24 protein-coding genes are annotated in these 25,861 nt (G+C 32.2%); 6 read left to right on the top strand and 18 right to left on the bottom strand.

Annotated elements, in window-relative coordinates; translation table 11 throughout:
* Window positions 1–37: 37 nt before the first annotated feature.
* The 3 genes from aspS to GFV00_RS04890 all read right to left on the bottom strand — a co-directional run bounded on the left by aspS (window position 38) and on the right by GFV00_RS04890 (window position 3,933).
* A complete protein-coding gene (aspS, locus tag GFV00_RS04900; RefSeq protein ID WP_160556998.1) occupies window positions 38–1,789 on the bottom strand; it encodes an aspartate--tRNA ligase in 1,752 nt (583 codons plus the stop codon).
* Window positions 1,790–2,155: 366 nt separating this feature from the next.
* The gene (locus GFV00_RS04895; RefSeq protein WP_160556999.1) at window positions 2,156–3,049 is read right to left on the bottom strand and encodes a CorA family divalent cation transporter; all 894 of its coding nucleotides are present in this window, start codon (window positions 3,047–3,049) and stop codon (window positions 2,156–2,158) included.
* Window positions 3,050–3,273: 224 nt separating this feature from the next.
* Window positions 3,274–3,933 (bottom strand): hypothetical protein, encoded by a 660-nt coding sequence (locus GFV00_RS04890; RefSeq protein WP_160557000.1) that lies wholly within the window; start codon window positions 3,931–3,933, stop codon window positions 3,274–3,276.
* A 295-nt stretch (window positions 3,934–4,228) separates the two neighbouring features.
* Here GFV00_RS04890 and pepE point away from each other — a divergent pair, with 295 nt between their 5' ends.
* From pepE to GFV00_RS04870, 4 genes are all read left to right on the top strand, one after another.
* Window positions 4,229–4,936: a dipeptidase PepE gene (gene pepE, locus GFV00_RS04885; RefSeq protein ID WP_160557001.1), complete on the top strand. Its 708-nt coding sequence runs from the start codon at window positions 4,229–4,231 to the stop codon at window positions 4,934–4,936.
* A gap of 66 nt (window positions 4,937–5,002) precedes the next feature.
* On the top strand, window positions 5,003–5,968 hold the full coding sequence (locus GFV00_RS04880; protein WP_160557002.1) for a type I phosphomannose isomerase catalytic subunit: 966 nt from the start codon (window positions 5,003–5,005) through the stop codon (window positions 5,966–5,968).
* Between the two features lie 2 nt (window positions 5,969–5,970).
* Window positions 5,971–6,720, top strand: coding sequence for a 1-acyl-sn-glycerol-3-phosphate acyltransferase (locus GFV00_RS04875; protein ID WP_255448787.1), 750 nt, complete (start codon window positions 5,971–5,973; stop codon window positions 6,718–6,720).
* A gap of 10 nt (window positions 6,721–6,730) precedes the next feature.
* A complete protein-coding gene (locus GFV00_RS04870; protein WP_160557003.1) occupies window positions 6,731–7,186 on the top strand; it encodes a YqaA family protein in 456 nt (151 codons plus the stop codon).
* Here GFV00_RS04870 and GFV00_RS04865 read toward each other — a convergent pair.
* From GFV00_RS04865 to GFV00_RS04850, 4 genes are all read right to left on the bottom strand, one after another.
* Entirely contained in the window at window positions 7,179–9,395 is a 2,217-nt protein-coding gene (locus GFV00_RS04865; RefSeq protein WP_160557004.1) for an FUSC family membrane protein, read from the bottom strand. The genes GFV00_RS04870 and GFV00_RS04865 overlap by 8 nt on opposite strands.
* Window positions 9,396–9,442: 47 nt before the next feature.
* Window positions 9,443–9,841, bottom strand: a complete 399-nt coding sequence (locus tag GFV00_RS04860; protein WP_160541787.1) for a DUF1634 domain-containing protein — start codon at window positions 9,839–9,841, stop codon at window positions 9,443–9,445.
* A 12-nt stretch (window positions 9,842–9,853) separates the two neighbouring features.
* The gene (locus GFV00_RS04855) at window positions 9,854–10,729 is read right to left on the bottom strand and encodes a sulfite exporter TauE/SafE family protein (RefSeq protein ID WP_160557005.1); all 876 of its coding nucleotides are present in this window, start codon (window positions 10,727–10,729) and stop codon (window positions 9,854–9,856) included.
* 230 nt (window positions 10,730–10,959) lie between these two features.
* The gene (locus GFV00_RS04850) at window positions 10,960–12,867 is read right to left on the bottom strand and encodes an ATP-binding cassette domain-containing protein (RefSeq protein WP_160557006.1); all 1,908 of its coding nucleotides are present in this window, start codon (window positions 12,865–12,867) and stop codon (window positions 10,960–10,962) included.
* Between the two features lie 107 nt (window positions 12,868–12,974).
* On the opposite strand from GFV00_RS04850, the gene GFV00_RS04845 reads away from it, so the two are divergent.
* The gene (locus GFV00_RS04845) at window positions 12,975–13,541 is read left to right on the top strand and encodes a hypothetical protein (RefSeq protein ID WP_160557007.1); all 567 of its coding nucleotides are present in this window, start codon (window positions 12,975–12,977) and stop codon (window positions 13,539–13,541) included.
* 65 nt (window positions 13,542–13,606) lie between these two features.
* Here the strand turns inward: GFV00_RS04845 and GFV00_RS04840 are convergent, their stop codons facing one another.
* Window positions 13,607–14,416: an enoyl-ACP reductase gene (locus GFV00_RS04840; protein WP_105296681.1), complete on the bottom strand. Its 810-nt coding sequence runs from the start codon at window positions 14,414–14,416 to the stop codon at window positions 13,607–13,609.
* A 303-nt stretch (window positions 14,417–14,719) separates the two neighbouring features.
* On the opposite strand from GFV00_RS04840, the gene ligA reads away from it, so the two are divergent.
* Complete coding sequence (gene ligA / locus GFV00_RS04835) at window positions 14,720–16,753, top strand: NAD-dependent DNA ligase LigA (protein WP_160557008.1); 2,034 nt, start codon at window positions 14,720–14,722, stop codon at window positions 16,751–16,753.
* A gap of 56 nt (window positions 16,754–16,809) precedes the next feature.
* Here ligA and hisIE read toward each other — a convergent pair whose 3' ends face one another.
* The 10 genes from hisIE to holA form a co-directional block, all read right to left on the bottom strand.
* Complete coding sequence (gene hisIE, locus GFV00_RS04830) at window positions 16,810–17,397, bottom strand: bifunctional phosphoribosyl-AMP cyclohydrolase/phosphoribosyl-ATP diphosphatase HisIE (RefSeq protein ID WP_160557009.1); 588 nt, start codon at window positions 17,395–17,397, stop codon at window positions 16,810–16,812.
* Window positions 17,394–18,146 carry an imidazole glycerol phosphate synthase subunit HisF gene (gene hisF / locus GFV00_RS04825; protein ID WP_160557010.1) on the bottom strand — a complete coding sequence of 251 codons (753 nt, stop codon included), beginning with the start codon at window positions 18,144–18,146 and terminating at the stop codon, window positions 17,394–17,396. The genes hisIE and hisF overlap by 4 nt, the downstream gene beginning before the upstream one ends.
* Before the next feature lie 91 nt (window positions 18,147–18,237).
* The gene (gene hisA / locus GFV00_RS04820) at window positions 18,238–18,960 is read right to left on the bottom strand and encodes a 1-(5-phosphoribosyl)-5-[(5-phosphoribosylamino)methylideneamino]imidazole-4-carboxamide isomerase (protein WP_160557011.1); all 723 of its coding nucleotides are present in this window, start codon (window positions 18,958–18,960) and stop codon (window positions 18,238–18,240) included.
* A gap of 96 nt (window positions 18,961–19,056) precedes the next feature.
* Window positions 19,057–19,635: an imidazole glycerol phosphate synthase subunit HisH gene (gene hisH / locus GFV00_RS04815; protein WP_160557012.1), complete on the bottom strand. Its 579-nt coding sequence runs from the start codon at window positions 19,633–19,635 to the stop codon at window positions 19,057–19,059.
* A 117-nt stretch (window positions 19,636–19,752) separates the two neighbouring features.
* The gene (gene hisB, locus GFV00_RS04810) at window positions 19,753–20,847 is read right to left on the bottom strand and encodes a bifunctional histidinol-phosphatase/imidazoleglycerol-phosphate dehydratase HisB (protein WP_160557013.1); all 1,095 of its coding nucleotides are present in this window, start codon (window positions 20,845–20,847) and stop codon (window positions 19,753–19,755) included.
* On the bottom strand, window positions 20,844–21,881 hold the full coding sequence (hisC, locus tag GFV00_RS04805) for a histidinol-phosphate transaminase (protein WP_160557014.1): 1,038 nt from the start codon (window positions 21,879–21,881) through the stop codon (window positions 20,844–20,846). The genes hisB and hisC overlap by 4 nt, the downstream gene beginning before the upstream one ends.
* 71 nt (window positions 21,882–21,952) lie before the next feature.
* Complete coding sequence (gene hisD, locus GFV00_RS04800; protein WP_160557015.1) at window positions 21,953–23,233, bottom strand: histidinol dehydrogenase; 1,281 nt, start codon at window positions 23,231–23,233, stop codon at window positions 21,953–21,955.
* A gap of 75 nt (window positions 23,234–23,308) precedes the next feature.
* Window positions 23,309–24,166 (bottom strand): ATP phosphoribosyltransferase, encoded by an 858-nt coding sequence (gene hisG, locus GFV00_RS04795; protein WP_160557016.1) that lies wholly within the window; start codon window positions 24,164–24,166, stop codon window positions 23,309–23,311.
* A gap of 293 nt (window positions 24,167–24,459) precedes the next feature.
* A complete protein-coding gene (locus tag GFV00_RS04790; protein WP_160557017.1) occupies window positions 24,460–24,750 on the bottom strand; it encodes a putative quinol monooxygenase in 291 nt (96 codons plus the stop codon).
* A 99-nt stretch (window positions 24,751–24,849) separates the two neighbouring features.
* Window positions 24,850–25,860 carry a DNA polymerase III subunit delta gene (holA, locus tag GFV00_RS04785; RefSeq protein WP_160557018.1) on the bottom strand — a complete coding sequence of 337 codons (1,011 nt, stop codon included), beginning with the start codon at window positions 25,858–25,860 and terminating at the stop codon, window positions 24,850–24,852.
* Window position 25,861: the final 1 nt, after the last annotated feature.

Raw genomic sequence — 25,861 nt, 5'->3', positions numbered from 1 at the left:
GCTTTTTACTTTTACTAGGTATACTATAAGAATTGATTTATTCTTTGGTTATTTTTATGTTTAATTCCTCTAATTGTTGCTCATGAATATAGGAAGGAGCATCTATCATAACATCTCTTCCCGAATTATTTTTTGGAAAAGCAATATAATCTCGGATTACTTCTTGTCCTCCTAAAATAGCTACAAAACGATCAAAGCCAAAAGCAATACCGCCATGAGGAGGAGCACCAAATTTAAAAGCATTCATTAAAAAACCAAATTGAGCTTCGGCCTCTTCTTGAGAAAATCCTAATAAAGAAAGCATTTTTCCTTGTAATTCTTTATTATAGATACGAACAGAACCTCCTCCAATTTCATTACCGTTTAAAACGAGGTCATAAGCATTGGCTCTAACTTCTCCGGGGTGGGTATCCAAAAGAGGAATATCTTCAGGTTTTGGAGAGGTAAACGGATGATGCATGGCAACATACCTGTTTTCTTCCTCATCCCATTCAAGTAACGGAAAATCGACAACCCATAAAGGAGCATAAACCTCAGGATCTCGTAAGCCTAAACGTTCAGCCAATTCCATACGTAGCGCGCTTAATTGAGGACGTACTTTGTGAGCTTGCCCCGATAAAATTAAGATCAAATCACCGGGTTGAGCATTTGCTTTTTGTATGACAATTTTTAGTTTTTCTTCAGAATAAAACTTATCTACAGAAGATTTAATACTTCCGTCTTCATTGTAACGTATATAAACCAATCCCGAAGCACCTATTTGAGGCCTTTTTACCCAATCGGTCAATTCGTCCAGCTGTTTTCTAGTATAAACAGCACATTTTTCAACGTTAATACCAACCACTAATTCCGCTTCATCAAATACTTTAAAACCGCTGTTCTGTAATTCTTCATTGAATTCAATAAATTCCATTCCGAATCGAATGTCCGGCTTATCATTACCGTATTTCTTCATTGCTTCCGCATAAGTCATTCGAGGAAATTTATCAAAAGAAAGATTTTTCAGCTCTTTTAAAAGATGTTTAGTCAAACCTTCAAATGTTCTGAGAATATCTTCTTGTTCAACAAAAGACATTTCGCAATCAATTTGAGTGAATTCGGGTTGGCGGTCTGCACGTAAATCTTCATCACGAAAACACTTAACTAATTGAAAATATTTATCTAGACCCCCAACCATAAGTAATTGTTTAAAAGTTTGAGGCGATTGAGGTAAGGCATAAAATTGTCCGGGATTCATACGAGACGGAACCACGAAGTCTCTTGCTCCTTCAGGTGTAGATTTTATTAAGACAGGGGTTTCCACTTCAATAAAACCTTCTTGAGATAAATAATTTCTTACCAGTTGAGCAACCTTACTTCTGAAAATTAATTTTTCTTTCACAGGATTACGTCTTATATCCAAATATCTGTATTTCATACGTAATTCTTCGCCTCCGTCCGTCTCATCTTCAATTGTAAATGGTGGAACCAACGATGGATTAAGTATGGATAATTCTTCAACTAAAATTTCAATAGCACCTGTAGGCAAATTAGGATTTTTGCTGGATCTTTCAATTACTGTTCCTGAGGCTTGAATAACAAATTCACGACCTAATTTTTTTGCTTTATCAATTAAATCCTTATCGGTTCGTTGTTCATCAAAAACAAGTTGAGTGATTCCATATCGATCGCGTAAATCTATCCAGGTAAGGAATCCTTTATCACGAATAGTTTGGATCCATCCGGCAAGAATTACTTTTTGTCCTATATTTGATTCATTAAGTTCTCCGCAGGTGTTGGTTCTATACATGTTGACAATTTTTATACAAAAATAATTATAATCTATTGAATAGGAATTAGAAATTTTACGTTAATGTAAATTTTAAAAGGTACTAGATTTATCTACAATTATTTTTTGATTCAGTAGTTTTTTCAATTATTTAGTAGGAGAAATATTTAGTTTAGATTTAACCTATAGAAAATTAAAAGAATAACTATTCATAGTTATTTGACTCGTCAGCATTAAAATCCTCTTGTATTATTTTATCTTATAAAAAAAATATTTAAAAACCTTAAATGATTATAAAAAAGAGTTAAAAGTAAAATTTCACAAATTGGAAATTGTTTTGAGATCGTAGTACTTAAGTCAAATTAATTGAAATTTTTTGAAAAAGTTTTAAAGCCATTTTTTTTTCTTCAACCAATAATAAATAATCAGGGTAATAATAAACATAATCAATAATATGATCGGATACCCCAATTTAAATTCCAGTTCAGGCATATAATGAAAATTCATCCCGTAAATACCCGCAATAAATGTCAAGGGCATAAAGAATATTGAGAAAATGGTAAGAGTTTTCATTATCTCATTGGTCTTTTGTGAAGATAGAGAAATATATAAATTGAGTAAATTATTGAGGTCGTCTATGACTTGCTCATAAAGAGTTGTTAACTTTAAATATAAATCCTTAGCATCTTGATGTGCAGCCTTTTCTTGCTTAGAGGGTTTAATGGAATTAATCACCTCATCCGAAAGAATTAAAAGTTTAGTACAAAGATTGGTTTTTCTTTTTAAAGAATAAATGCTTTGCAAAACTTTGGAAGAGGGATCTTTTAAAAAAAGTTTATTTTCATAATATTCCAATCTATTAATAATGTGTAATATGGAATCATTATAAGTTTGTAATACGCTTTTTAAAATTTTTATAATCACCATATTTGTTGAGAAAGTCTGTCCCATACTTTGACATTTGTTGGCAATATCATCGATAAAGGGCATTTCAATACGGTGTATAGTAATGAGTAAAGAATCATTAAAAAAAACGGCAATTTTGTTGGAAAGACTTTCAATATTGGTGTCTTTTTTATCGCCTTTATGTACTACTCTTAATATTAGGAAATTAATGCCATTTTCAGTTTCAAATTTTGGTAAATGATTAGGCTCTAAACTATCTGCAAGATTATAGAAATTAAGATTGCATTTTTCCGCAATTTTTTGCATTTCTTCTTTCGTAGGATTAAGTAGGTCTATCCATTCATAATTGGACTGATTAATTATTTTTACTGCCATTAAATACCTTTTTTGTAAAAGTACTACTTTTAGAAATAAGAATATTCAAAAAATAAATTAAATCATTGCAATTTTAAAAGAATTTTATAAAATAAATTACTAAATAGATAAAACTAAAATACATTATTTACATTTATCTTAATTTTTGATAATTTGAAAAACAGATTTATATGGAATTTATTACGTATTTGTGGACAATAGATTTGTTTTAATAAATCATAGGTCTAGTAAAGTACTTGCGTAGCAAAACGTATATTAAATATTTCCAATTCATATTTTTGTGCATGCCTAAGGAATGCTTCTTCAGATCTTGCAGAAAAATAAATATCCTCGATTCTTACATTCTCTTTATTGTAAACATACCAAAGTAAACAATCCGGTTTCCAATAAATTTGTAAACCGTTATACCTTACCACATCTTCCCATTCCGTATGGATGAAAATTTCAAAATCTTCTTCTGAAATGTTGGAAATTCCTAAATATTCATATCCACCTTGAGCGCATTGATAATACAACATGACTTTTAAAAATTCAATCAGCGGAATTTGTTCCTCATACCATTCATTTTCATTTAACAGTTGATATACTTTTGGATTAGTATTTTCCGGATCAATTTCAAATCCCCAATAGCATATATTTTGATTTTCTTCTAAAAAAACTATTTTATTATCATCTCTTTGAAGTTGCGTGGGTAAAGCAAAACGATTGAATGATTCCATCAACATTCCATTTTTTCCGGTCATCAAATAAAGATCACGTATAATATCAGGCAGTGCGAAACCCAATTTACTTTCAACTTTATCGAGTTCCGAAGACTTAACTCCGTCACTTTTAGTTAATTTTCTACCCAATAATCGCTCTGCCAAAGAATTAATAGTATTCATTTAAATAATTTTTTTCAAAATTATATATAAAATTAAATTGATAAAATGATATTTGTAACCAACAGTAATAAAAATTTAACGAATTGAAATAACCATATTCTACTTCAAATTTATTTATTCAATTCATAAAATGGAATTTGAGTTAATTTCTAGTTATATTTGACTTTAAAATGTAACAATTTATTACTTGAATTATAACATTAGTTATAGCTATTAACGTTCTCATAATGATTTATTTTAAGTAATAAATAAAGAAAAATTATTTATTTTAATAATGATTGGTAATAGTAAAAAAATGAAGCTTTTATTACTCAGTAATTCCACTAATGTTGGAGAAAAATATCTTGAATTTTCAAAAAAACAAGTACAATCATTCCTGGGTACTGAAAAAATAACTATAATATTTATACCTTTTGCAGCAGTAACTTTCTCGTATGAAGAATACGAAAATAAAGTTAATGAAGCCTGGAAAGAAATAGGTATAGAAGTGAAAAGTATACATCATTTTTCAGATCCAAAAGAAGCGATAAAAAGGGCAGAAGCAATTGTCGTAGGAGGGGGAAATACCTGGAATTTGGTAAAAAAATTACAACAAGAAAAATTACTTTCGCTTATCCAAGAAAGAGTTAAAGAAGGAATACCTTATATAGGTTGGAGTGCAGGATCCAATATTGCATGTCCCAGCTTGAGAACAACTAATGATATGCCAATAGTTGAACCGGAAAATTTCCAAACCTTAAATTTGATCCCTTTTCAAATTAATCCCCATTATATAGATACACATCCTGACGATTTTGGTGGAGAAACCCGTGAACAAAGAATTAGAGAGTTTATAACCTTAAATCATAATTTATATGTAGTAGGATTAAGAGAAGGTACTATGTTGCATTATGAAAATGAAAAGTTAAAGTTGATGGGAGAAAAAACGGCAAGAATTTTTAAATACAATCAACCCATTAAAGAACTGGGCTCTGAAGAAGATTTTGACTTTCTACTTACGTAAAGGTAAATTAAAAATAAGATAAATACAATTTTAAAATTGTATTTTTGCATATAAATTAACATAAGTATGTCACTATATCCATTGGTATTTCAACCTTCCTACCATTACAGAATATGGGGGGGAAATAAACTAAAACAATTCGGTAAAGAAAGTAAGGAAGAAAAACTGGGAGAAAGCTGGGAAATTTCAACTGTTCCGGGATATGTTAGTATAGTAAGCAACGGAAGCCTAAAGGGAAAAAATTTAGACGATTTAATCAAAGAGTATAAAGACCGTTTAGTAGGGAAAAAAGTATATCAGAAATATGGAGATAAATTTCCCTTACTCATTAAATTCTTAGATGCAGCTCAACCCTTATCTGTTCAAGTTCATCCCAACGATGAGTATGCAGCAGCTCACCATCATTCTTTCGGGAAAACGGAAATGTGGTATGTATTGGATTCAGAGCCCAATTCAGAGATTATACTAGGATTTGAAAAAGGAACAAATAAGACTATTTTCACGGAAAATATTGAAAAAAATACTTTAGATACAATCCTCAGAAAAATACACCCTGACAAAGGAAGTGTTATATATATACCGTCCGGTAGAGTTCATGCCATGGGAAAAGGAATTTCAGTAGTTGAAATCCAACAAAATTCAGATGTTACGTATAGAATCTACGATTATGATCGTATTGATAAGGACGGAAAAAAAAGAGAATTACATCTTGATCAAGCTAAAGAGGTAATGGATTATTCTTTTGTTGAAGATCCATTTTCATATTATGATAAAGATGCAAAAGAGACAACACTATTAGCATCTCCATATTTTACGGTTTCATCGATGGAAGTTACAGAAAATAAAATTTTAAATAACTTGTCCAATTCATTTCGTATACTGATTTGCTTAGAAGGAGAATGCACCCTATTGAATAAGACCTTACCCGTAACCCTTAAAAAAGGGGATACGGTGTTGCTTCCTGCGGAAGTTGAGAATGTTGAAGTAAAACCCTTTGTACAAACAAAACTCTTAGAAGTTCATATAGATTAAATATGAAATATCTTAAGACTTTAGCAACCATACTTTGGAGAATCTGGTTTTATATTTTAGCCGCCCTTTGCACACTTACCATTGGTGTGGTAATTTATCTGATGACTTATCAGAAAAATAATAAGCTAACCTATTTCTTTATGCGAATGTGGGGATGGGTGCTTTTTTATGGATCGGGATTTACCTATTCATTGCTATCGGAAGTAAATTTAGATCCTAAAGAAAATTACATATTTATTGCCAATCACACTTCCTTAATTGACGTGGTCTTAATGTATGTACTTCACCCTCATCATCCAATTATATTTGTAGGAAAAAAAGAGTTGGAAAAATATCCCGTATTCGGAAGAATTTATAAGAAAGTATCCATCCTGGTAGATAGATCCAGTAGACAAAGCAAACAAGCAGTTTTTTCTTCCGTAAAAAAAGAATTAACCCAACAAAATAAAAATGTGGTTATCTTTCCTGAAGGAGGGGTTCCCAAGAGAAAAATAAAATTGGAAAAATTTAAAGATGGAGCATTTATAGCTTCAATTTATTGTAATAGTCCTATTGTTGTATATGCATTTCATAATCTAAAAAATATGTTTCCATTTGTATTTAATTTAGGATATCCGGGTAAAGTTAAAGTAGAGCGTGTAAAAATATTGTATCCGAATGGAGAAACGAAAGAATCACTTAAAGAAAAAGCCTATCACCTAATTTATGAAAGGATAAAAGATGATAAGATAGATTTTATGAATGTAAAATAAGTAATTTTATATGTTAGACGGATTAGTTGACTATGGATATATAGGATTATTTATTGCTTCTTATCTCGCAGCAACCATTTTACCCTTTAGCTCCGAAGCAGTTCTTACAGGAATACTCATTATGGGCGGAAATCCATGGTTAAGTATTCTGATAGCTACGATTGGAAACTGGTTAGGAGGAATGACCGGTTACTACCTGGGAAGGCTGGGTAAAATTGAATGGATTGAAAAATATTTAAAAATAAATAAAACAAAAATTGATAAAGCCACTCAAAGATTAAATAAAAAAGGAGCATATATTTCCTTTTTTTCTTTTTTACCCATTATTGGAGATATCATACCTGTAGCCTTAGGATATATGAGATCCAATGTCTATATCGTATCCCTGTCTATGTTAGCCGGTAAACTATTTCGTTACCTTTTAATTATGTATGCTTATAAAGGTTTTGCAAATTTCATTAAATAGAAAAATCCCTTTTAGAATCTTTCCACTCTTGAAAATTATTAAGCTTATTTATATAGGAATAAATTTGCTGTGACAAAAGATTAATTTCCCGAAGCTGGTAAGAAATTAATGATTGATCATCTGCTAAAACATTTAATTCTTCCTCTTTTTCTTGACATTCCGTATCACAATCAAAGGAAGAACCTTTGATATTTAGTAAACATTTATTTAAAGTATTTTCAATAGATGAGATCAACTGTTTATCTATATCAGATGCTTTACTGTTTTCATTAATATAGGATCTAAGGGATGATATTCTTGTAGAAAGTAGGTTTATAAAAGTTTGAATATTATATATATCGGATTTGTAATTTTTTGAAATTTTAGGTTCTGATACAATTCTTTGAAAAGTACTTGATAAATTGGAAGTTCCCAACAAAACATCCTTTCTGGACAGTTTTATATCGGTATCAGAAAGCTTATCAACATTCAATAAATTATAAGTTATTTTTGTAAAATAATCTAAATTATATTTCAATAACTTTTCAATCAATACAGGAAGATTTTTATATTCCCAAGTAGGAAGAAAAGAAAAACTTAAAATAAAACTGATTACAACGGCAATCGTTGTTCCTCCCAAACGATGATAAATATTTGTCCAACCATCACTTCCGCTGTGTTCCAGAAAAATCAGGAGTATAACAAATATGGTAACAAAAGCAACCCCCGTTCTATAACTGATAGGTATAAAACTATAAGCGCCCACAATACAAATAAAAGTTACTATAGAAATCACATAAATGTTATGCGTAACAAGAAGGAGACCCAACGTTAATACTCCTCCGATTAGAGTACCTTGCAACCTTTGAATAGAAGAGTTTTTCGTATTTCCATAAAAAGGTTTTAAAATTAAAATGATGGTTAAATATACCCAAGCAAAATACTCAATTTTAAGTAAAGTACAAATTATATAAGAAACCGATATGGCGACACTTACTCGTAAAGCATGTTTAAAAATATTGGATTTAAGATTTAAATTAGCTTTAAATGTAGAAAAGCTATAATTATATTGTCTGGTGAACTTTTCCAAATCCAAATCCTCATATTGTTTTCTTTCCGATCTAAACTCTCCGTTGATAAGTGATTTAATAAAACCGGTTTGTTTATAAAATGATTTAAAAATAAAACGAACATGTTTTAAAGCATTGATATCAATAACGGATTTCTCATTATTTTTTTCCTTTTCTTCAATCGAAAGTATCTTTTCTTTAAAACGATCCAGTGGAGCGGTATCAATAGTTACAGTGACCTTTTTATGGAAATTTATAGACCAACTTAATTCATAGAGGATTTTTTCCATATTGGCTAAATGATATTCAAAATCCCTTTTTAGACCACTTTTAACCAGAGATTGAATCAACTTGTCATCTTGACAATTTAATGATAAAAGTTGTTCATACAGATCGATTAATGCGCTGAAAATTAAAGTCATTTTTCTGCCCTTTGCAGAAAAACTTTTAGCATTAATCCGCAGTTTAAAAAGATTTTCTCGGATATCCTCGTGAGTACTGTGTATTTTTGTTTGTTTTTCAAACAGCTTATTTAAAATCTCTGTTTGTTTTTGACTATTAGCAGGATTTTTAATTTTTAACAAAAAGTACTCATGTATTAGCTCTGTATACTCATTTAAAAGTTTAATATTTTCACTAATTTTTTGTTCAATCACCCTATACGGTTGAATTCTCCATAAAACCAAAGAAATAAATCCATACCATACAATACCCATCATCATTCCCAACGTATTAGTTATGATATGGTTAGCTTCAAAACTACATGCATAGACCACACATAATAAAGAAGAGGTGCTTACACTAACCGCACGGGAGCCGTAAATAAAAAACATGGAAAAGAAAAAGCCGCACAAAGTAATCCAAATACCGAAAATAATTTCATGCGATATCAACAACTGACACACAAAAACCACTAAAAAGTAAAATAAAGCGGCAATAGATTGAGTATAAAATTTAACACGAATAGATCCGGGATTATCTCCCAGTCCGGCTACAAGAGCTCCGGAAGAAGCAACTATACCGATATCGGGCCTCTTAAAAAACCATCCGGCGAGTAGGGGGATTACTATAGCTAGAGCAATACGTAAGCCACGACTAAAATAAAAACCAAAAATAAAAAAGGTACTTTCGGAGACTATATGTTTAATTTTTTGCTGCATGAAAATAAGTAAGCAGTGATTAGTAAATTAGAATTTTCGGTTAGTTTTTATCCTTCCAGACCAAAAATCATATTTGATAAGATAATAGCTAAAACAATACAGGTTATAACAATATACATTCGATCTTTTTCAATAGCAAAAGCCACTATTGAAAAAGCAACCCGTAGAATAGGAGTGGCGATCAAAACGGCAACTCCCAGCTGTATAATTGCTAACCCGTCCAATTTTAAAACAGCGGGTAATAAAGTAGATAATTCCCTCAAATAATTTGGGGCCCCTACAAATGTTTTAAAATTGAGTTGTTGATCCGGATGTTGAGATATATAAATAACTCCGCCGGTAATAGTAATAATAGAAGAAAGAATAACTCCGTAACGCAGCAATTTACCAATATAAAGCTCTACATCACGTTCTTCCCAAAATTTTCTCGAAAATAAATTACTCATAACACACTCAGCTTAAAGTTTAGGAAAATTGATATGTGGAAACCATTTAATCAATGAAGGTTCCAATCCTCTATAGATCATTTGAATTGCAAGAATAGCAATAACCAAACTGAAAATTTTACGTAACAGCTGAACGTTTATAGCCATCAATATTTTTGAACCTAGAAAAGCTCCAAACAAAACCCCTACCACTATAGGCATGGCAAGAAAGGGATCGATTTGACCTCTTTGAAAGTAAATAACTGCACTGGCGGCTGCAGTAACCCCTACCATAAAATTAGAAGTAGTAGTCGATACTTTAAAAGGTATTTTCATAGCCGTGTCCATAGCTAATACTTTAAGCGCTCCCGATCCAATACCTAAGATACCGGAAAGCACACCGGCTATCGTCATTAGAGAAAAACCCGCACCAATATTTCGAACATTATATTTTTTAATTGCGTCAGGAGTAGGATACGTTCCGTTTAATTTCAATGTTGTAGCTAATTTACTCCCCGGAGCAGTATAATCTATAGATGCATTTTTCTTTCTTAAAGTCATGACAGATGAAAAGATAAGAGTGAATCCTAAAATTATATAAATTGCGGAAGTAGGTAGAAAAACAGCAAGTAAGGCACCTAAAACTGCTCCCAGGGTGGTAGCAATCTCAAGAAACATTCCAATACGCACATTAGTCATTCCTTCTTTAATATAAGCAGCTGCAGCCCCCGAAGAAGTAGCTATCGAAGTAACCAATGCGGTTCCAACAGCATATTTAATATCAACACCAAAACCCAGAGTTAATAGAGGAATTATGACTACTCCGCCGCCAAGTCCGGTAAGAGAACCCAGAGTACCCGCTGCAATTGCTCCAAAAAATAGAATAATTGTAAAAGTTATTATAGTCAAAATGAATTAAAATTAAGAAATTAAGTAACAAATTTAAAGATTCCTACTTTAATCTGTTACTATTAATTTAAATTTAATTCTATAGTCCAATAATTGAAAAATTAAGGTAAAAAAACAACCCTTTACATAGAGTTTTATTATACTGATGATCAAACGGTTAATTGCAAAATATAATTACTTTCATTTAAATTTAATAGGTAACTATCCTTTAAAAGGAAATCATGCCATACCTATCCGTTTAATTGAGAAAACATGTTCTCCCATTCATGAGTAATTCGGGTAAGCTTTTCCTTTAATTCAGAATACTCCTTAATATCTTCCTCTTTTGGGTTTTCCTTACTAAATAAATCTTCAAAAGCAGAAATCTTTTGTTCTGTTTTTTCAATGTCATTTTCAAGTTTAGACAATTTATTTTCTAACGATTTTTGTTCTTTCGATTTAAATTGCTTTTCCTGAGAAGCTTTAGTAGGTGTATTTTCTGAGGTCACTTTACGGGAAGTTGATTTTTCGATATCAACTTCTCTCATATTTTCTTTTTTACGATACTCTAAATATTCATTGATATTACCTAAAAATTCTTTTACTTCTCCATTTCTGAATTCAAAAATCTTGTCGGCTAAGTCATCTAAGAATTCACGATCATGAGATACTAAAATCAGCGTCCCCGTAAAATTCTTTAAGGCGTGTTTTAATATCGCTTTAGATTGTATATCCAAGTGATTTGTAGGCTCATCCATTATCAACGTATTGAAAGGTCGAAGAAGTAATTTACATAAAGCCAATCGATTTCTTTCCCCTCCGGAAAGTACAGACACTTTTTTATGAACATCATCTCCTTGAAAAAGAAATGAACCTAATAAGTCTCGAACTTTAGGACGAGATTCTTCTGTAGCCGAATCTTCAGCTTCTTCTAAGATAGTTTTAGAAGCATTTAGCTCTTCAGATTGGTTTTGAGCAAAATATCCAATTTGAACGTTGTGGCCTATTTCAAGTTTACCCTGATAAGATAATAAGCCATCCATAATTCTAGCCATAGTAGTTTTTCCCTGACCGTTTTGACCGATGAAAGCTATTTTCTCTCCGCGTTCGATATAAAAATTGGCATTTTCGAAAATAGTATGAGTATCGAAAGATTTACCTAAATTTTCTGCTTTAAAAATTATTTTTCCGGGAGTAATACTCGGTTCGAAACGAATATTAAAACGAGTTATGTCTTCATCTTCCACCTCAATGCGTTCAACCTTATCTAATTTCTTCATAAGAGATTGAGCAAAAGAAGCTTTGCTAGCTTTTGCACGGAACTTATTGATTAATTGTTCTGTACGCTTAATCTCTTGTTCTTGATTTTTTTGTTGCTGAAGAAGTTTTTCCTTTCTTTCTTGCCTTAAAATAAGGTATTTGGTATAATTAGCCTTATAGTCTTGAATGGATTTATTGGAAATTTCAATGGTTCGATTGGTAACATTGGTTAAAAATTGTTTATCGTGTGATACTAGCACCACCGCTCCGCTATAAGTAATTAAAAAACTTTCCAACCAAATGATGGATTCAATATCTAAATGGTTGGTAGGCTCGTCAAGAAGCAGCACATCATTTTCTTCCAATAAGAGTTTAGCTAACTCAATTCTCATTCTCCATCCTCCTGAAAAATCATCAGTAAGCCTATTAAAATCGGATTCTTTAAAACCTAACCCTTTTAAAATTTTTTCAATTTCTCCATCAATATTGTAGCCGCCTAAATGAGAAAATCGATCGGTTAGATCGGTTAAATCATGAATAAGCTTGTGATATTCCTCAGATTCATAGTCGGTCCTTGTAGCAAGAGCATGATTGATTGTATCAATTTTTTCATTGATTATATTTAATTCTTTGAAAGCCAGTTTTGCCTCATCCCATACGGTTCTTCCTTTCTCAAAATCTAAATCTTGTTTTAAGAATCCAATGCGAACTTCTCCTTCTTTTTCAACATTTCCTTCAGTTGAAGGTTGCTCACCGGACAAAATTTTTAATAAAGTTGATTTACCCGCACCATTTTTACCCGCTAATCCAATACGATCATTTTTATTAATTCTAAAATTTACATTTTCAAATAGATAAGATCCTGCAAAATGTAAACCTAGATTCTGGACTAATATCATTTTCTTGTTAAATTTTGAACATGCAAAGATACGATTTTAAACTTAATTCCTTCATTTTTGTCTTTGTTATAAGAAAAATATGTAAATTAGTTTTTTAATATAATTTTATGAAAAAAATAGTATCAATAGTAGTACTAACATTATGCTTTACTGTATTTTTAACTAGTTGCAGTGACGATGATGACAAAGGAAGTGTTGTAGTTAACACGGATACAATTTCAAGAGTATTTGAAATTGAAAGTTCTTTTAGATTTGACAGTCAATTGGGTTGGGTGATCAACGGAGAGCTTAGACCGGCCATAATAAACGGAGATCATTTATTAATATATAGGCTTTCTGCTGAAAATGCTTCCGGTAAAGATGTATGGCAACTTATACCTCGAACTTTTTATGTTGATTTGAATAATGATGGGATTACTGAAAGCGAATTTTCTTATGATTTTGATTTTAGTATTGAAGATTTTAATATTTATGCCGGTGGAAGTTATGATTTGACTTTAACTCCTGAATTAATTAATAAACAAGTTTTTAGAATTGTTATCATCCCGGGAAGCTCTTCCGGTAATGCATTTAGTAGTAAAATGCCTATTGATTACAAAGATTATAACGCTGTAATTAAATACTATCATATTAACGATGACAAAGTAATTAAATTACAACCGAAACTGAAATAAAAGAATTTATATAAAAAAAGAGGCTTATTTTAAAGCCTCTTTTTTTATAGAATTGTAATAACCAATTATTTTTCAAAACGTTTCATAACTCTTTCACTAACTCCAACATTGGAGAAACCTCCATCATGGAAAAGATTTTGAAGAGTTACTTTTCTGGTTAGGTCGGAAAATAAAGTGATACAATAATTTGCACATTCCTCAGCGGTAGCATTACCAAGCGGAGAAATTTCTTCAGCAAATTCAATAAATCCACCAAAACCTTTTACACCGTTTCCGGCAGTAGTAGGAGTAGGCGATTGAGAAATTGTATTAACTCTAACTTTGTTACGGATTCCCCATTCATAACCGAAACTTCTTGCAATACTTTCCAAATAAGCTTTATTATCAGCCATATCATTATAGCCGGGAAAAGTTCTTTGAGCGGCAATATAAGAAAGAGCTAAAATACTACCCCATTCATTCATAGCGTCTTTATCCCAAGCAGTTTTCATAACTTTATGGAAAGAAACGGCAGAAATATCCCAGCCTTTAGTTAACCATTCATAATTTATATCAGTATAATCTTTATTTTTTCTGACATTAATAGACATTCCTATAGAATGTAAAATAAAATCAAGCTTTCCGAATTTTTCAAGAGCATGATCGAAAAGTTTATTCAAATCTTCCATTGAAGTGGCATCAGCAGGAACCGTATCAGAGCCGGTTTTTTCAGCCAATGCGTTAAGTTCCCCTTTTCTAAGAGCGACTGGGGAATTAGTAAGGATAAATTCAGCTCCTTCTGCATGAGCTTGTTCTGCAACTTTCCATGCAATGGAGTTAGAATCTAACGCCCCGAAAATAATTCCCTTTTTCCCCTTTAATAATCCGTGAGACATAGTATTTATTTAAAAATGTTAACAGAACAAATTTATGTAAATATTTTTATATGTAACCGAAAAGTTTAGTATCTAACCCGATTAATAAATCAATTCATAAAAACTAAAGAAATTATACGATGTATTTTGCATAATCCCTTACAAATGAAAATTGAGCATGATTTGTGTATTTTGGTATAATTTAATCTAAAATGCATCGATTTTTATAAAAATATAGATAAAAAATACTTAGTATACTAAATAGTATCCATTAGTATTTAACATATCAACCATTGTTTATAAATTTGAATAAATATTCTAAATATGAGTAATACTAAAGACAGAATTGAATTTTTAAGGAAGGAACTAACGGATTTAAATTACAAATACTATGTATTAGATCAATCTGATGTTTCGGATTATGAGTTTGATCAGATGATGAATGAGCTGAAGCAATTAGAAAAAGAAAATCCAGAATTAGACAGTCCCGGTTCACCTACCCATAGAGTAGGAGGGCAAATAACTAAGATTTTTCCTACCGTAAGACATGAAAGACGCATGTATTCGCTCGATAACAGTTACTCATTTGACGATATCAAAGATTGGGCAACAAGAGTAGCCAAATCTATAGATGAAAAAGTAGAATATGTATGTGAATTAAAATACGACGGATTATCCATCAGTATATTATATGAAAACGGACAGCTAGTTCAAGCAGTTACCCGAGGTGACGGTTTTCAAGGAGATGATGTTACCCATAATGTGAGAACTATACGATCTGTTCCGCTTCATCTCAGAGGTAAATATCCGCAACGTTTTTATATAAGAGGAGAGATAATCATGCCCAAAAAATCTTTGGATAAACTCAATGAAGAAAGAAAAAAAGAAGGATTAGAACCCTATGCCAATCCAAGAAATACGGCTAGTGGAAGTTTAAAGCTTCAGGATAGCGAGGCGGTGGCAAAAAGAGGCCTCGATTGCTATTTGTATTATGTACTTACTGATGAAAGAGGATACAGTACCCAATGGGACTCTTTGCAACATGCTAAAGACATGGGATTTAAAGTAGGAAATTATGCCCGATTGTGTACCAATCTAGAAGAGGTAACGGCATTTATTGAACATTGGAATACGGAAAGATATCATCTTCCCTTTGAGATTGACGGAGTCGTAATAAAAGTAAATTCCATTTCAGAACAAGAAGAACTAGGTTATACGGCTAAATCTCCTCGATGGGCCATTGCTTATAAATTCAAGGCCGAAAAAGTAGAAACACAATTATTAAGTGTTGACTATCAAGTAGGAAGAACGGGAGCAATAACTCCGGTAGCCAATTTGAAACCGGTGTTAGTTGCAGGAACTACAGTAAAAAGAGCCTCTCTTCACAATCAAGATTTTATCGCCAATATGGATTTACGAATCAATGATCTGGTTTTTGTAGAAAAAGGGGGAGAAATTATCCCCAAGATTGTGGATGTGAATTACGATAAAAGAGAACCGGGCACGATTAAGCTGGAATTTATTAAAAATTGTCCGGCTTGTGGTACACCTTTAGTTCGGGAACCGGGAGAAGCTGCTCATTTTTGCCCCAATGAAAAGGCTTGTCCGCCACAAGTGATGGGAAGAATGGAACATTTTGTTTCCAGAAGGGCCATGAACATAGACAGCGTAGGAGCAGAGACGGTTTCAATGCTTTATGAAAATGGGTTGATCAAAGATATTTCGGATTTCTATACTTTAAAAAAAGAACAATTAATCGGACTTGATAGAATGGCTGATAAATCGGCTCAAAATATAATTGACGGTATCGAAAATTCAAAACAAATCCCTTTTGAGAAGGTTTTATATGCGTTGGGAATTCGTCATATAGGAGAAACCATGGCTAAGAAACTGGCTAAAAGATTTAAATCAATAGAGGGCTTACAAAATGCGACGTTAGAAGAATTGGAAAATACAGCTGATGTAGGAAATAAAATAGCCATAAGCATACAAGAATATTTTGCCAAACCCGAACATTTGGCACTCATTGACAGATTAAAAAAAGCAGGTTTACATTTCGAAACAGAAGATTCTCAGGAAGAAATCTCGCATATTTTAGAAGGAAAAACCTTTTTGTTTACAGGGAAATTAATCGCTTTCACACGAGAACATGCCGAAGAATTGGTAGAAAAAAATGGAGGACGAAATATTTCATCCGTGAGTAAAAATTTAGATTATTTGGTAGTAGGAGAAAAAGCCGGATCGAAACTTAAAAAGGCTGAACAATTGGGAACAGTACATATATTGGATGAATATCAATTTCTAGACTTATTTGAAAAAGAAGGCATAAACCCGAAAGAAAATGAGTCAACGCGTTAAAAACAAATAGAAAAAATTAGAGTATGAACTGCAATTTTTAATTGCAGTTCATATATTTAATGATTTCGATCAAATAATACTTTTTCAATATCTTCCAATTGAAAACCCTTTGCTTTCAAAAGGATAAGGTAATGGTATAGAAGATCTGCTGCTTCATTCTTAAACAAAACATCATCCGTATCCTTTGCCTCAATAACAACCTCAACAGCCTCTTCACCTACCTTTTGTGCTACTTTATTAATTCCTTTTTGATAAAGTTGATAGGTATACGACCCGTTTACTTTTTCGTCAATTCGTTGACTGATTATATTTTGTAATTTATATACAAATCCTTTTGCATTTTGTTCCTCAAAACAAGAATAACTTCCCGTATGACAGGTAGGTCCTTCTGGAGAAACTTTAATTAAAAGAGTATCGTGATCACAATCTATATCAATTTTTTTTACCCATAAATAATTATGGGAGGTTTCTCCTTTCGTCCATAATCGATTTTTGGAGCGGCTGAAAAAAGTTACTTTTCCTTCCCTTTTTGTTTTTTCAAAGGCTTCTTCATTCATATAACCCAGCATGAGTACTTGCAGGGTAAGTTCATCCTGAATAATTACAGGAATCAATCCGTTATTTTTATCAAAATCTAATTTCATCGTATAGGAATATTTTTAGTTTTTAAAAATCTTTTTAATTCGGGAATGGGAATCTCATTAAAATGAAATACACTGGCAGCCAGAGCCGCCGATACTTTAGTGTTTAAAAATACATCCGAAAAATGCTCTTTAGTACCGGCTCCTCCTGAAGCAATAACGGGAATATTTACGCTAGATGCAACATCATGCGTAATATCAAGAGAAAATCCGTTTTTCGTACCGTCACTATTCATGGAAGTAAGTAAAATTTCACCAGCTCCCAGTTGTTCCGCCTTTTTTACCCAATCTAATGTTAAAATCGTAGTCGGGGTTCTTCCCCCGTGAGTATACACTTTCCAACCTGTATTTTCTTTTTTGGTATCCACAGCAACTACCACGCATTGACTTCCGAAACGGGAAGCAATTTCTGAAATCAATTCCGGTCTTTTTACAGCTGAAGAATTTATGCTTACTTTATCTGCACCTGCTTGAGTTAAAGAAAATACATCTTCCACGGAATTTATTCCTCCTCCTACCGTAAATGGAATGTTAATTTCATTAGCAATTTTTTCTACTAAGTGAAGTAAGGTGGAACGGTTTTCAATAGTTGCGGTTATATCCAGGAAAACTAATTCATCCGCTCCTTGTTGCACATAAGCTTTAGCCAATTCTACCGGATCTCCGGCATCGGTGAGGCTCACAAAATTTACTCCTTTAACAGTTCTGCCGTTTTTTATATCCAAACAAGGAATTATACGTTTTTTTAGCACTTCTTTTTATATTTTTTTTAAAAAATTAAAATTTGCATGAAAAGTCTAAAGCGATTGTTTAGTTATTATACAAAATTTCTATAAAATTGCTTTACCCGTTATTTAAAAATTGCTTAAGTTCCTTCAATTTGATTTTTCCTTCATAAATAGCCTTTCCGATAATAGCGCCTTCACAACCCAGTTCTTTTAATTTAAGTAAATCTTCCAGGGAAGACACCCCCCCACTGGCTATTAAATGTATAGAAGCCGATTGAAGGATTTCTTCATACAATTCATTTGATGGGCCTTCTAAAGTTCCGTCTTTGGAAATATCTGTGCAAATTACATAACGAATGCCTTTTTTCTCATATTCTTTAATAAAATCAACTACATCTAAAGAAGAAGATTCTGTCCAACCTTGGGTGGCTATCATTCGATGATTACAATCTGCCCCTAAAATAATTTTATCATTTCCAAAAGTTGAAAGCCAAGAAAGAAATAATTCAGGATTTTTTACGGCAATACTTCCGCCCGTAATTTGTGAAGCTCCATTTTCAAATGCAATTTTCAAATCATCATCGCTTTTTAAGCCCCCTCCAAAATCAATTTTTAAATTTGTTTGGGAAGCTATTTTATAGAGTGTTTTATAATTGATGATTCGGTTGGATTTTGCGCCGTCTAAATCAACCACATGCAAATATTGAATTCCGATATCCTCATATTCTTTAGCGGTATCCAAAGGATCTTCCCGATAAATTTTTTCCGTAGAATAATCTCCTTTAGTTAAACGTACACATTTTCCGTTAATAATATCTATGGCGGGTATAATTCTCATTTTTTTATTTAAGCTTTATTATTTTTTGTTAAAGTTACGAGGGTTTACTCGTAACATACCGTTGATTGAATGATAACTTTTTATCTGAACAGGAAATTACAGTTCAATAAAACTTTTTAATATTTGATCTCCCACATCTGCCGATTTTTCGGGATGAAATTGTGTAGCAAAAAAATTGTCTTTTTGTAAAGCGGCACTAAACGGTAAAATATAAGTACAGGTAGCAGAAGTGTCTGTACATAAATCCGCATAGTAACTATGCAAAAAGTATACATCATCGTGGTCAGTATTTTTTTTAAAAATTTCTCCCTTCAAATCATAGATTGTATTCCAACCCATATGAGGCACAATATCGGTAGAAGGAAATTTTCGAACGTTAACATCGAAAATATTCAGACAATGGGTATTGCCTTCTTCCGAATGAGAACACATTAACTGCTGTCCTAAACAAATCCCTAAAAAAGGACGTGTAATCGATTTTATTAAAATATCCATACCTCTATCTTGTAAATATGACATGGCACTTCCGGCTTCGCCTACTCCCGGAAAAATTACTTTATCGGCATGTATTATCGTGTTGGGATCATCGGTCACAACAGATTCAACCCCTAAGCGTGTGAGTGCGTTTTGTACTGATTTAATATTACCTGCATTGTATTTTATAATTGCTATCATTTTTCACAAGCCTTTTTTATAATTTTTGAAAGTATGAATTTTTCATAAATGTTTGAATTACTATATTATTTAAAACTTAAGAAATAAACGGTAAAAAGTAAAAAATAAGTTTTTGCATTATAAACTGCCTTTTGTGCTTGGAATGGCAAAATTATCATCGGTTTGTTTAACAGCCATTTTGATAGCTTTTGCAAAGGCCTTAAAAATAGCTTCTATTTTATGATGTTCATTACTTCCTTCCGCTTTTATATTTAAGTTAGATTTCGAATTATCGCTAAAAGATTTAAAAAAATGATAAAACATTTCGGTTGGCATTTCTCCGATCTTTTCTCTTTTAAATTCTGCCTCCCAAACGATCCACGGACGCCCCCCGAAATCGATGCCTACTTGAGCCAAGCAATCATCCATAGGCAACAGAAATCCATATCTTTCAATTCCTTTTTTACTTCCAAGTGCTTGTAAAATAGCTTCACCTAAAACAATTCCCGTATCTTCTATTGTGTGATGTTCATCTACATTCAAATCTCCATCTACTTTAATATATAAATCCATAGAACCGTGTTTGGCTATTTGTTCCAACATATGATCAAAAAAGCCCAAACCTGTGGATATGGAACTTTTTCCCGAACCGTCCAAATTTATTTCCACGGAAATTTTGGTTTCTTTTGTATTACGAATCACTTTAGCTTTTCGGGGTTGCTTTTTTAAATAGTGATAAATTTCTTCCCAGCTTTGCGTTTGTAATTCTGCACCGGAATTTTCTTCCGTTCCCATATATATAGAACGACAGCCTAAATTTTTTGCTAATTGTACATCGGTTAATCGATCGCCAATTACATACGAATGGGAGAGATCATACTTTCCTTTTACATAATGAGTTAACATTCCCGTTCCGGGTTTTCGTGTAGGGAGATTTTCATGTTCAAAACTTCTGTCTATCAGAATTTCAGAAAACGTTATTCCTTCATTTTCAAAAGCTTTGATGATTTTATTTTGTGAAGGCCAAAAAGTTTCTTCAGGAAAGGATTCGGTACCCAATCCATCTTGATTGGTTACCATAACTAATTCGTAATCCATTTCACGGGATATTTTGGAAAGGCTTTGGAAAACCAGGGGATAAAATTCCAATTTTTCCAAGCTGTCCAATTGGTAATCTATTGGAGGCTCTTTAACTAAAGTGCCGTCACGGTCTATAAATAATACTTTTTTCATAAGGTATCGTTTAGCCTAGATAATGAATTAATTAATTTTAAATTTTCTTCCGGAGATCCAACCGTAATACGAAGACTGTTGTTAATTTTAGAGGATTGATCTCGTACAATAATACCTTCTTGCATTAATTGGTGGAAAACTTGATTGGAATTGGAGAATTCAACGAGCAAGAAGTTCGTATCGGAAGGGTAAATTTTCGTTACTAGCGATAGCTTTTCCAAAGCAGAACGCAATTTTTCTTTTTCTTCAAGAATAATTTTTTTTCTTTTTTCAAATTCACTGCTTTGATTCAGCGCTTCCAAAGCTGCCTTTTGATTCAATTCGCTGATGTTATATGGATGCTTTACTTTATTAAGTAAATGAATAATTTCAGGTTGAGCATAGGCCATACCAATACGTACTCCTGCAATACCCCAAGCCTTACTGAGCGTTTGGAATAGTACAAGATTTGGGTATTGATCCATTTTTTCCAGATAGGAAGGTTGGTCGGTAAATTCTATATATGCTTCATCGATTGCAACAATTCCGTTAAAATTTTTTAGTATAAAATCAATATCTTTTGGATTAATCGCATTGCCGGTCGGATTGTTGGGAGTACAAATAACAATTACTTTTAGATTTTCATCGTTGAAATATTTTTGAGCTTCTTCGATATTGATTTGAAAATCGGATGTTAAAGGAATATCAACAATCGTAACATCGTTCAACTCTGCTGCTACCTGGTACATTCCGAAAGTTGGACTGAAAAACATAACTTTGTCTTTACCGGGATTGCAAAATACCCGATAAATATGATCAATTATTTCATCACTTCCGTTCCCAATAAAAATTTTTTCCGTGGCAATATTTTTAATTTCACTTAATTTTTGTTTTAAATCTTTTTGGTAAGGATCCGGATAACGGTTATTGTTTCCAAAAGGGTTTTCGTTGGCGTCTAAAAAAATACCTTCTATTCCTCCGGATTCATCTCTTGCGGAAGAATACGGATGCATAGCAAGCACATTAGGACGGGCCAGTTCATTTATATTTTTCATGGTTATTATTTTATTGAATTAAAAGCGTTAATTCTACCCTATTTATTTTTAAATAAAATATATAAATTAGTTTAATTGGTTCGTAAACGTATGCTCACCGCATTTTTATGAGCTTGCAGCTCTTCAGCTTCAGCCATTAATTCTATAGTATTTCCGATCTTTTGCAATCCCTCTTTGGTTAGTTCTTGAAAAGTGATTTTTTTGTAAAAACCATCCAGAGAAACCCCGCTGTAATTTCGTGCATAGCCATTAGTAGGCAATGTGTGGTTCGTTCCGCTTGCATAATCTCCGGCACTTTCACAGCTGTAATTGCCTAAAAATACAGATCCCGCATTTTCAATAGAGTGTGTATAGTTTTTGGCTTGATCAATAGCCAAGATCAGATGTTCCGGAGCATAAAGATTACTCAATTGAAAACATTCTTCTAAGGAATTCAATAAAACACCTAGACTATTTCGTAAAGCTTTTTTAGCAATTTCTTTTCGAGGAAGACTTTCAAGTTGAGTATTGATCTCGGCTAGGGTCTGATTTAAAATTTCTGAATCCGTGGTTAGAAATACAACTTGACTGTCAGGGCCATGCTCTGCTTGTGAGAGTAAATCGGAAGCAACATACGCAGGATTAGCGGACGAATCGGCCACTACTAATACCTCACTGGGCCCAGCAGGTAAATCTATGCTGACTTTAAACTCTTGGGCATATTGTTTAGCCGCGGTTACAAATTGGTTTCCCGGACCGAAAATTTTATAGACAGGTGAAATGGATTCTGTACCTACAGTCATCGCTGCGATGGCTTGAACACCTCCTACCTTGTATATATTTTTGATACCTATCGTTTTTGCTGCATATAAAATAGCAGGATGTATTTTGCCTTCTTTATTGGGAGGGGTGCATAATACAATTTCTTTACATTCTGCAATTCTAGCGGGTACTCCCAACATTAAAACGGTCGAAAAAAGCGGTGCAGACCCTCCGGGAATATATAATCCAACTTTTTCTATAGCTCTGGATTCCCTCCAACATTCGATACCGGGTTGTATTTCAATAATTTTTTTCTTTTCTTTTTGAGAAAAATGAAATTTTTCAATATTGGATTTAGCTTGTATGATGGCTTGCTTCAATTCATCAGAAACTAATGATTCCGCCTCAAGAAGTTCTTGTTCGGAAACAGTAAAGCTAGTTAAAGACACTTGGTCAAATTGAAGAGTATATTTTTTTAAGGCTGCGTCGCCTTCATTTTTTACATCGGTAAATACATTTTTTACGGTTTCATATAACGAAACTTTTTCATTTTCAGGTCTTTTGACTAGATGGTGCCAATCATTTACCGGAGGATATTTTATAATGTTCATTTTTGAGCTCTATTAATAGATAAAATGGTTGATTGTTAAGTAAACTGAATGGGTTATTCCTTTTATTATAAAAATTTAAAGAATCATTTTTTGTATAGGTATGACTAAAATTCCTTGCGCTCCAAATTCTTTTAATTGTTCAATGATGTCCCAAAACTTATCTTCTTTAATTACAGAATGTATGCTGCTCCATCCTTCTTTTGCTAGGGGTAAAATGGTAGGACTTTTAACTCCGGGTAATAAAGAAATAATATCTTTCAGGTTTTCATTAGGAGCATTCAACAAGATGTATTTATTTTCTCGAGAATATAGTACCGATTGAATTCTGAACAATAATTTATCTAGAATTTCTTGTTTGTCCCGAGAGAGTTTTTTTGATTTTATAAGGGCTGCTTCGCTTTTAGTAACGGTTTCCACTTCTTTTAGTCCGTTCATGAGAAGTGTACTTCCGGTGCTGACAATATCGAAAATGCAATTAGCCAAACCTATTCCCGGAGCTATTTCAACGCTTCCGCCGATTTCTTCAATTTCAACCTTTACATTGTTTTTTTTGCAAAATTTCTTTAAAATTTTAGGATAACTAGTTGCAATTCTTTTATTATTAAAATAAGCAATTCCGGTATATGTTTCTTCTTTAGGTATAGCTAAACACATTCGGCAATTCCCGAAACCTAATTTCTTTATGATTTCTACATTTCGGTCTTTTTCCCAAACTTCGTTTTCACCTAAGATTCCAATATCGGCTACATTTTGTTCTACATATTGTGGGATATCATCATCTCTAAGAAATAAGATTTCAATAGGAAAATTGGTAGATACAGTTTTCAATTTCTGATTACCATTTGGAATTTTTATTCCGCATTCACTCAATAATTCCAGTGATTTTTGACTTAGCCGTCCGTTTTTTTGGATAGCAATTTTCAGTTTACTCATTAGCCATAGTTTTTAAATTTCTTTACTACTGAAGTGATCCTAAAAAAAAACCGCCCGAAAACTCAGGCGGCTATTATTTATTTTGACATTTTGCATAACAAAATTACTTACCTCACCTGATTGTAAGTGTGTAAATAATGATGATGATGTATATGTGTTTGAATCATTTTTGTTTATATTGATTGGTACAAATTTATAAAAAATATAATAAAGCACTAATAATAAATTACAATTATATTATCCTATATAAATGAAGGGGTTACTATATAAATTAATTACATAATCTTATATGTCTAGTAAATTTGTTTGATGACATCAATATCTAACTCATCATATTTGCCATCAATGAATTTTATAAAATCTTTAAATAGCTTGGTATTATTATGAATATTAATAGCCTCTTGGGATTTCCATACTTCAATTATAGAAAGTTTAGAAGGATCTTTTATGCTTTCATGTAAATCATAAGATACATTACCTTCTTCTTTACGGGAGCCATCTGCTAAGGAATACAATATTTTTTTAACATCATCAAGATAGTCAGGTTTTACTTGTATGGTTGCAATTATTTTTAATTCTGACATGGTATAAATAATTTAATATGTCAAAAGTAATTAATATAATTAAAACCCTATATATGTTGTTTAAATAAATTTTAATAGTATGTAATGAATATGTTTTGATTAATGAAGTATTTTATATAACATTTCCATTAAGATATCTTTAGAAGTTGCATGAGATGAAACATCCACTCCCTTGGATTTCATGTCTGCATCTCGCAAATAAGCAATACATGCAGTAGTTTTTTTTAAAGAATAATTTTTAATGGCGGTTAAATACTCATTAGCAAAGAAAGGATTAATACGAAGTTCTTTAGCTATATTTTGAGGAGTTTTTATCGGTAAAGTGTGTACGATAAGAATATTGGAAAATAAACTTATTAATGTTCCAAAAGTCAAAACAATAGGATTTGCTTTTGGGTTTTTTTCAAAATAGTCTATTATTTTATAAGCCTGTTTCGTATTTTTCTCAACGATGGCCTTTCTTAATTCGAAATTGTTGTACTCTTTGCTAATTCCAATATTTCGTTCAATGATTTCAGGAGTTATCTTTTTGGAATTACCTACAATTAATTTAAGTTTTTGAATTTCGTTATCAATACGGGAGAGTTCAGTGCCTAAAAATTCGGCAAGTAAAATCCTGGATTTTTCGTCAATTTCCAAACCGTTAGATTGACACAATGAACCGATCCAAGTGGGTACTTGGTTGTCATATAGCTTTTCGCTTGTAAAAATATATCCTTGTTTACTGAGTAATTTAGTTACCGACTTTCTTTTATCTAAAGATTTGTATTTATAGTTGATGACCAATACAGTTGAAGGCTGAGGATTTTTTATATAATTATCAAAGGCTTCGGATCTGTCAAAAGGCAACCCCTTTGCTTCTTTAATTATTATAAGCTGTTTATCGGCTCCCATTGGAAATTGCTTTGCCAAAGATATAATTTGATCCAAATCAGATTCTGTACCGTAAATAATATTTTGGTTAAAAGCCTTTTCTTCTTCCCTTAGGACATTTTCTTCCAGTAATTCGGTAAGTTTATCGATGTAAAAAGGCTCATCACCCTGTAAAAAATATACAGGCAGAAACTTTTTATTTTTAATATCTTTGACTAAATTATTATATTCTTTCATA

It is taken from the genome of Apibacter sp. B3935 (assembly GCF_009827705.1).
Taxonomy (GTDB): Bacteria; Bacteroidota; Bacteroidia; order Flavobacteriales; family Weeksellaceae; genus Apibacter.
This window is presented reverse-complemented; position numbering and strand designations above follow the sequence as displayed.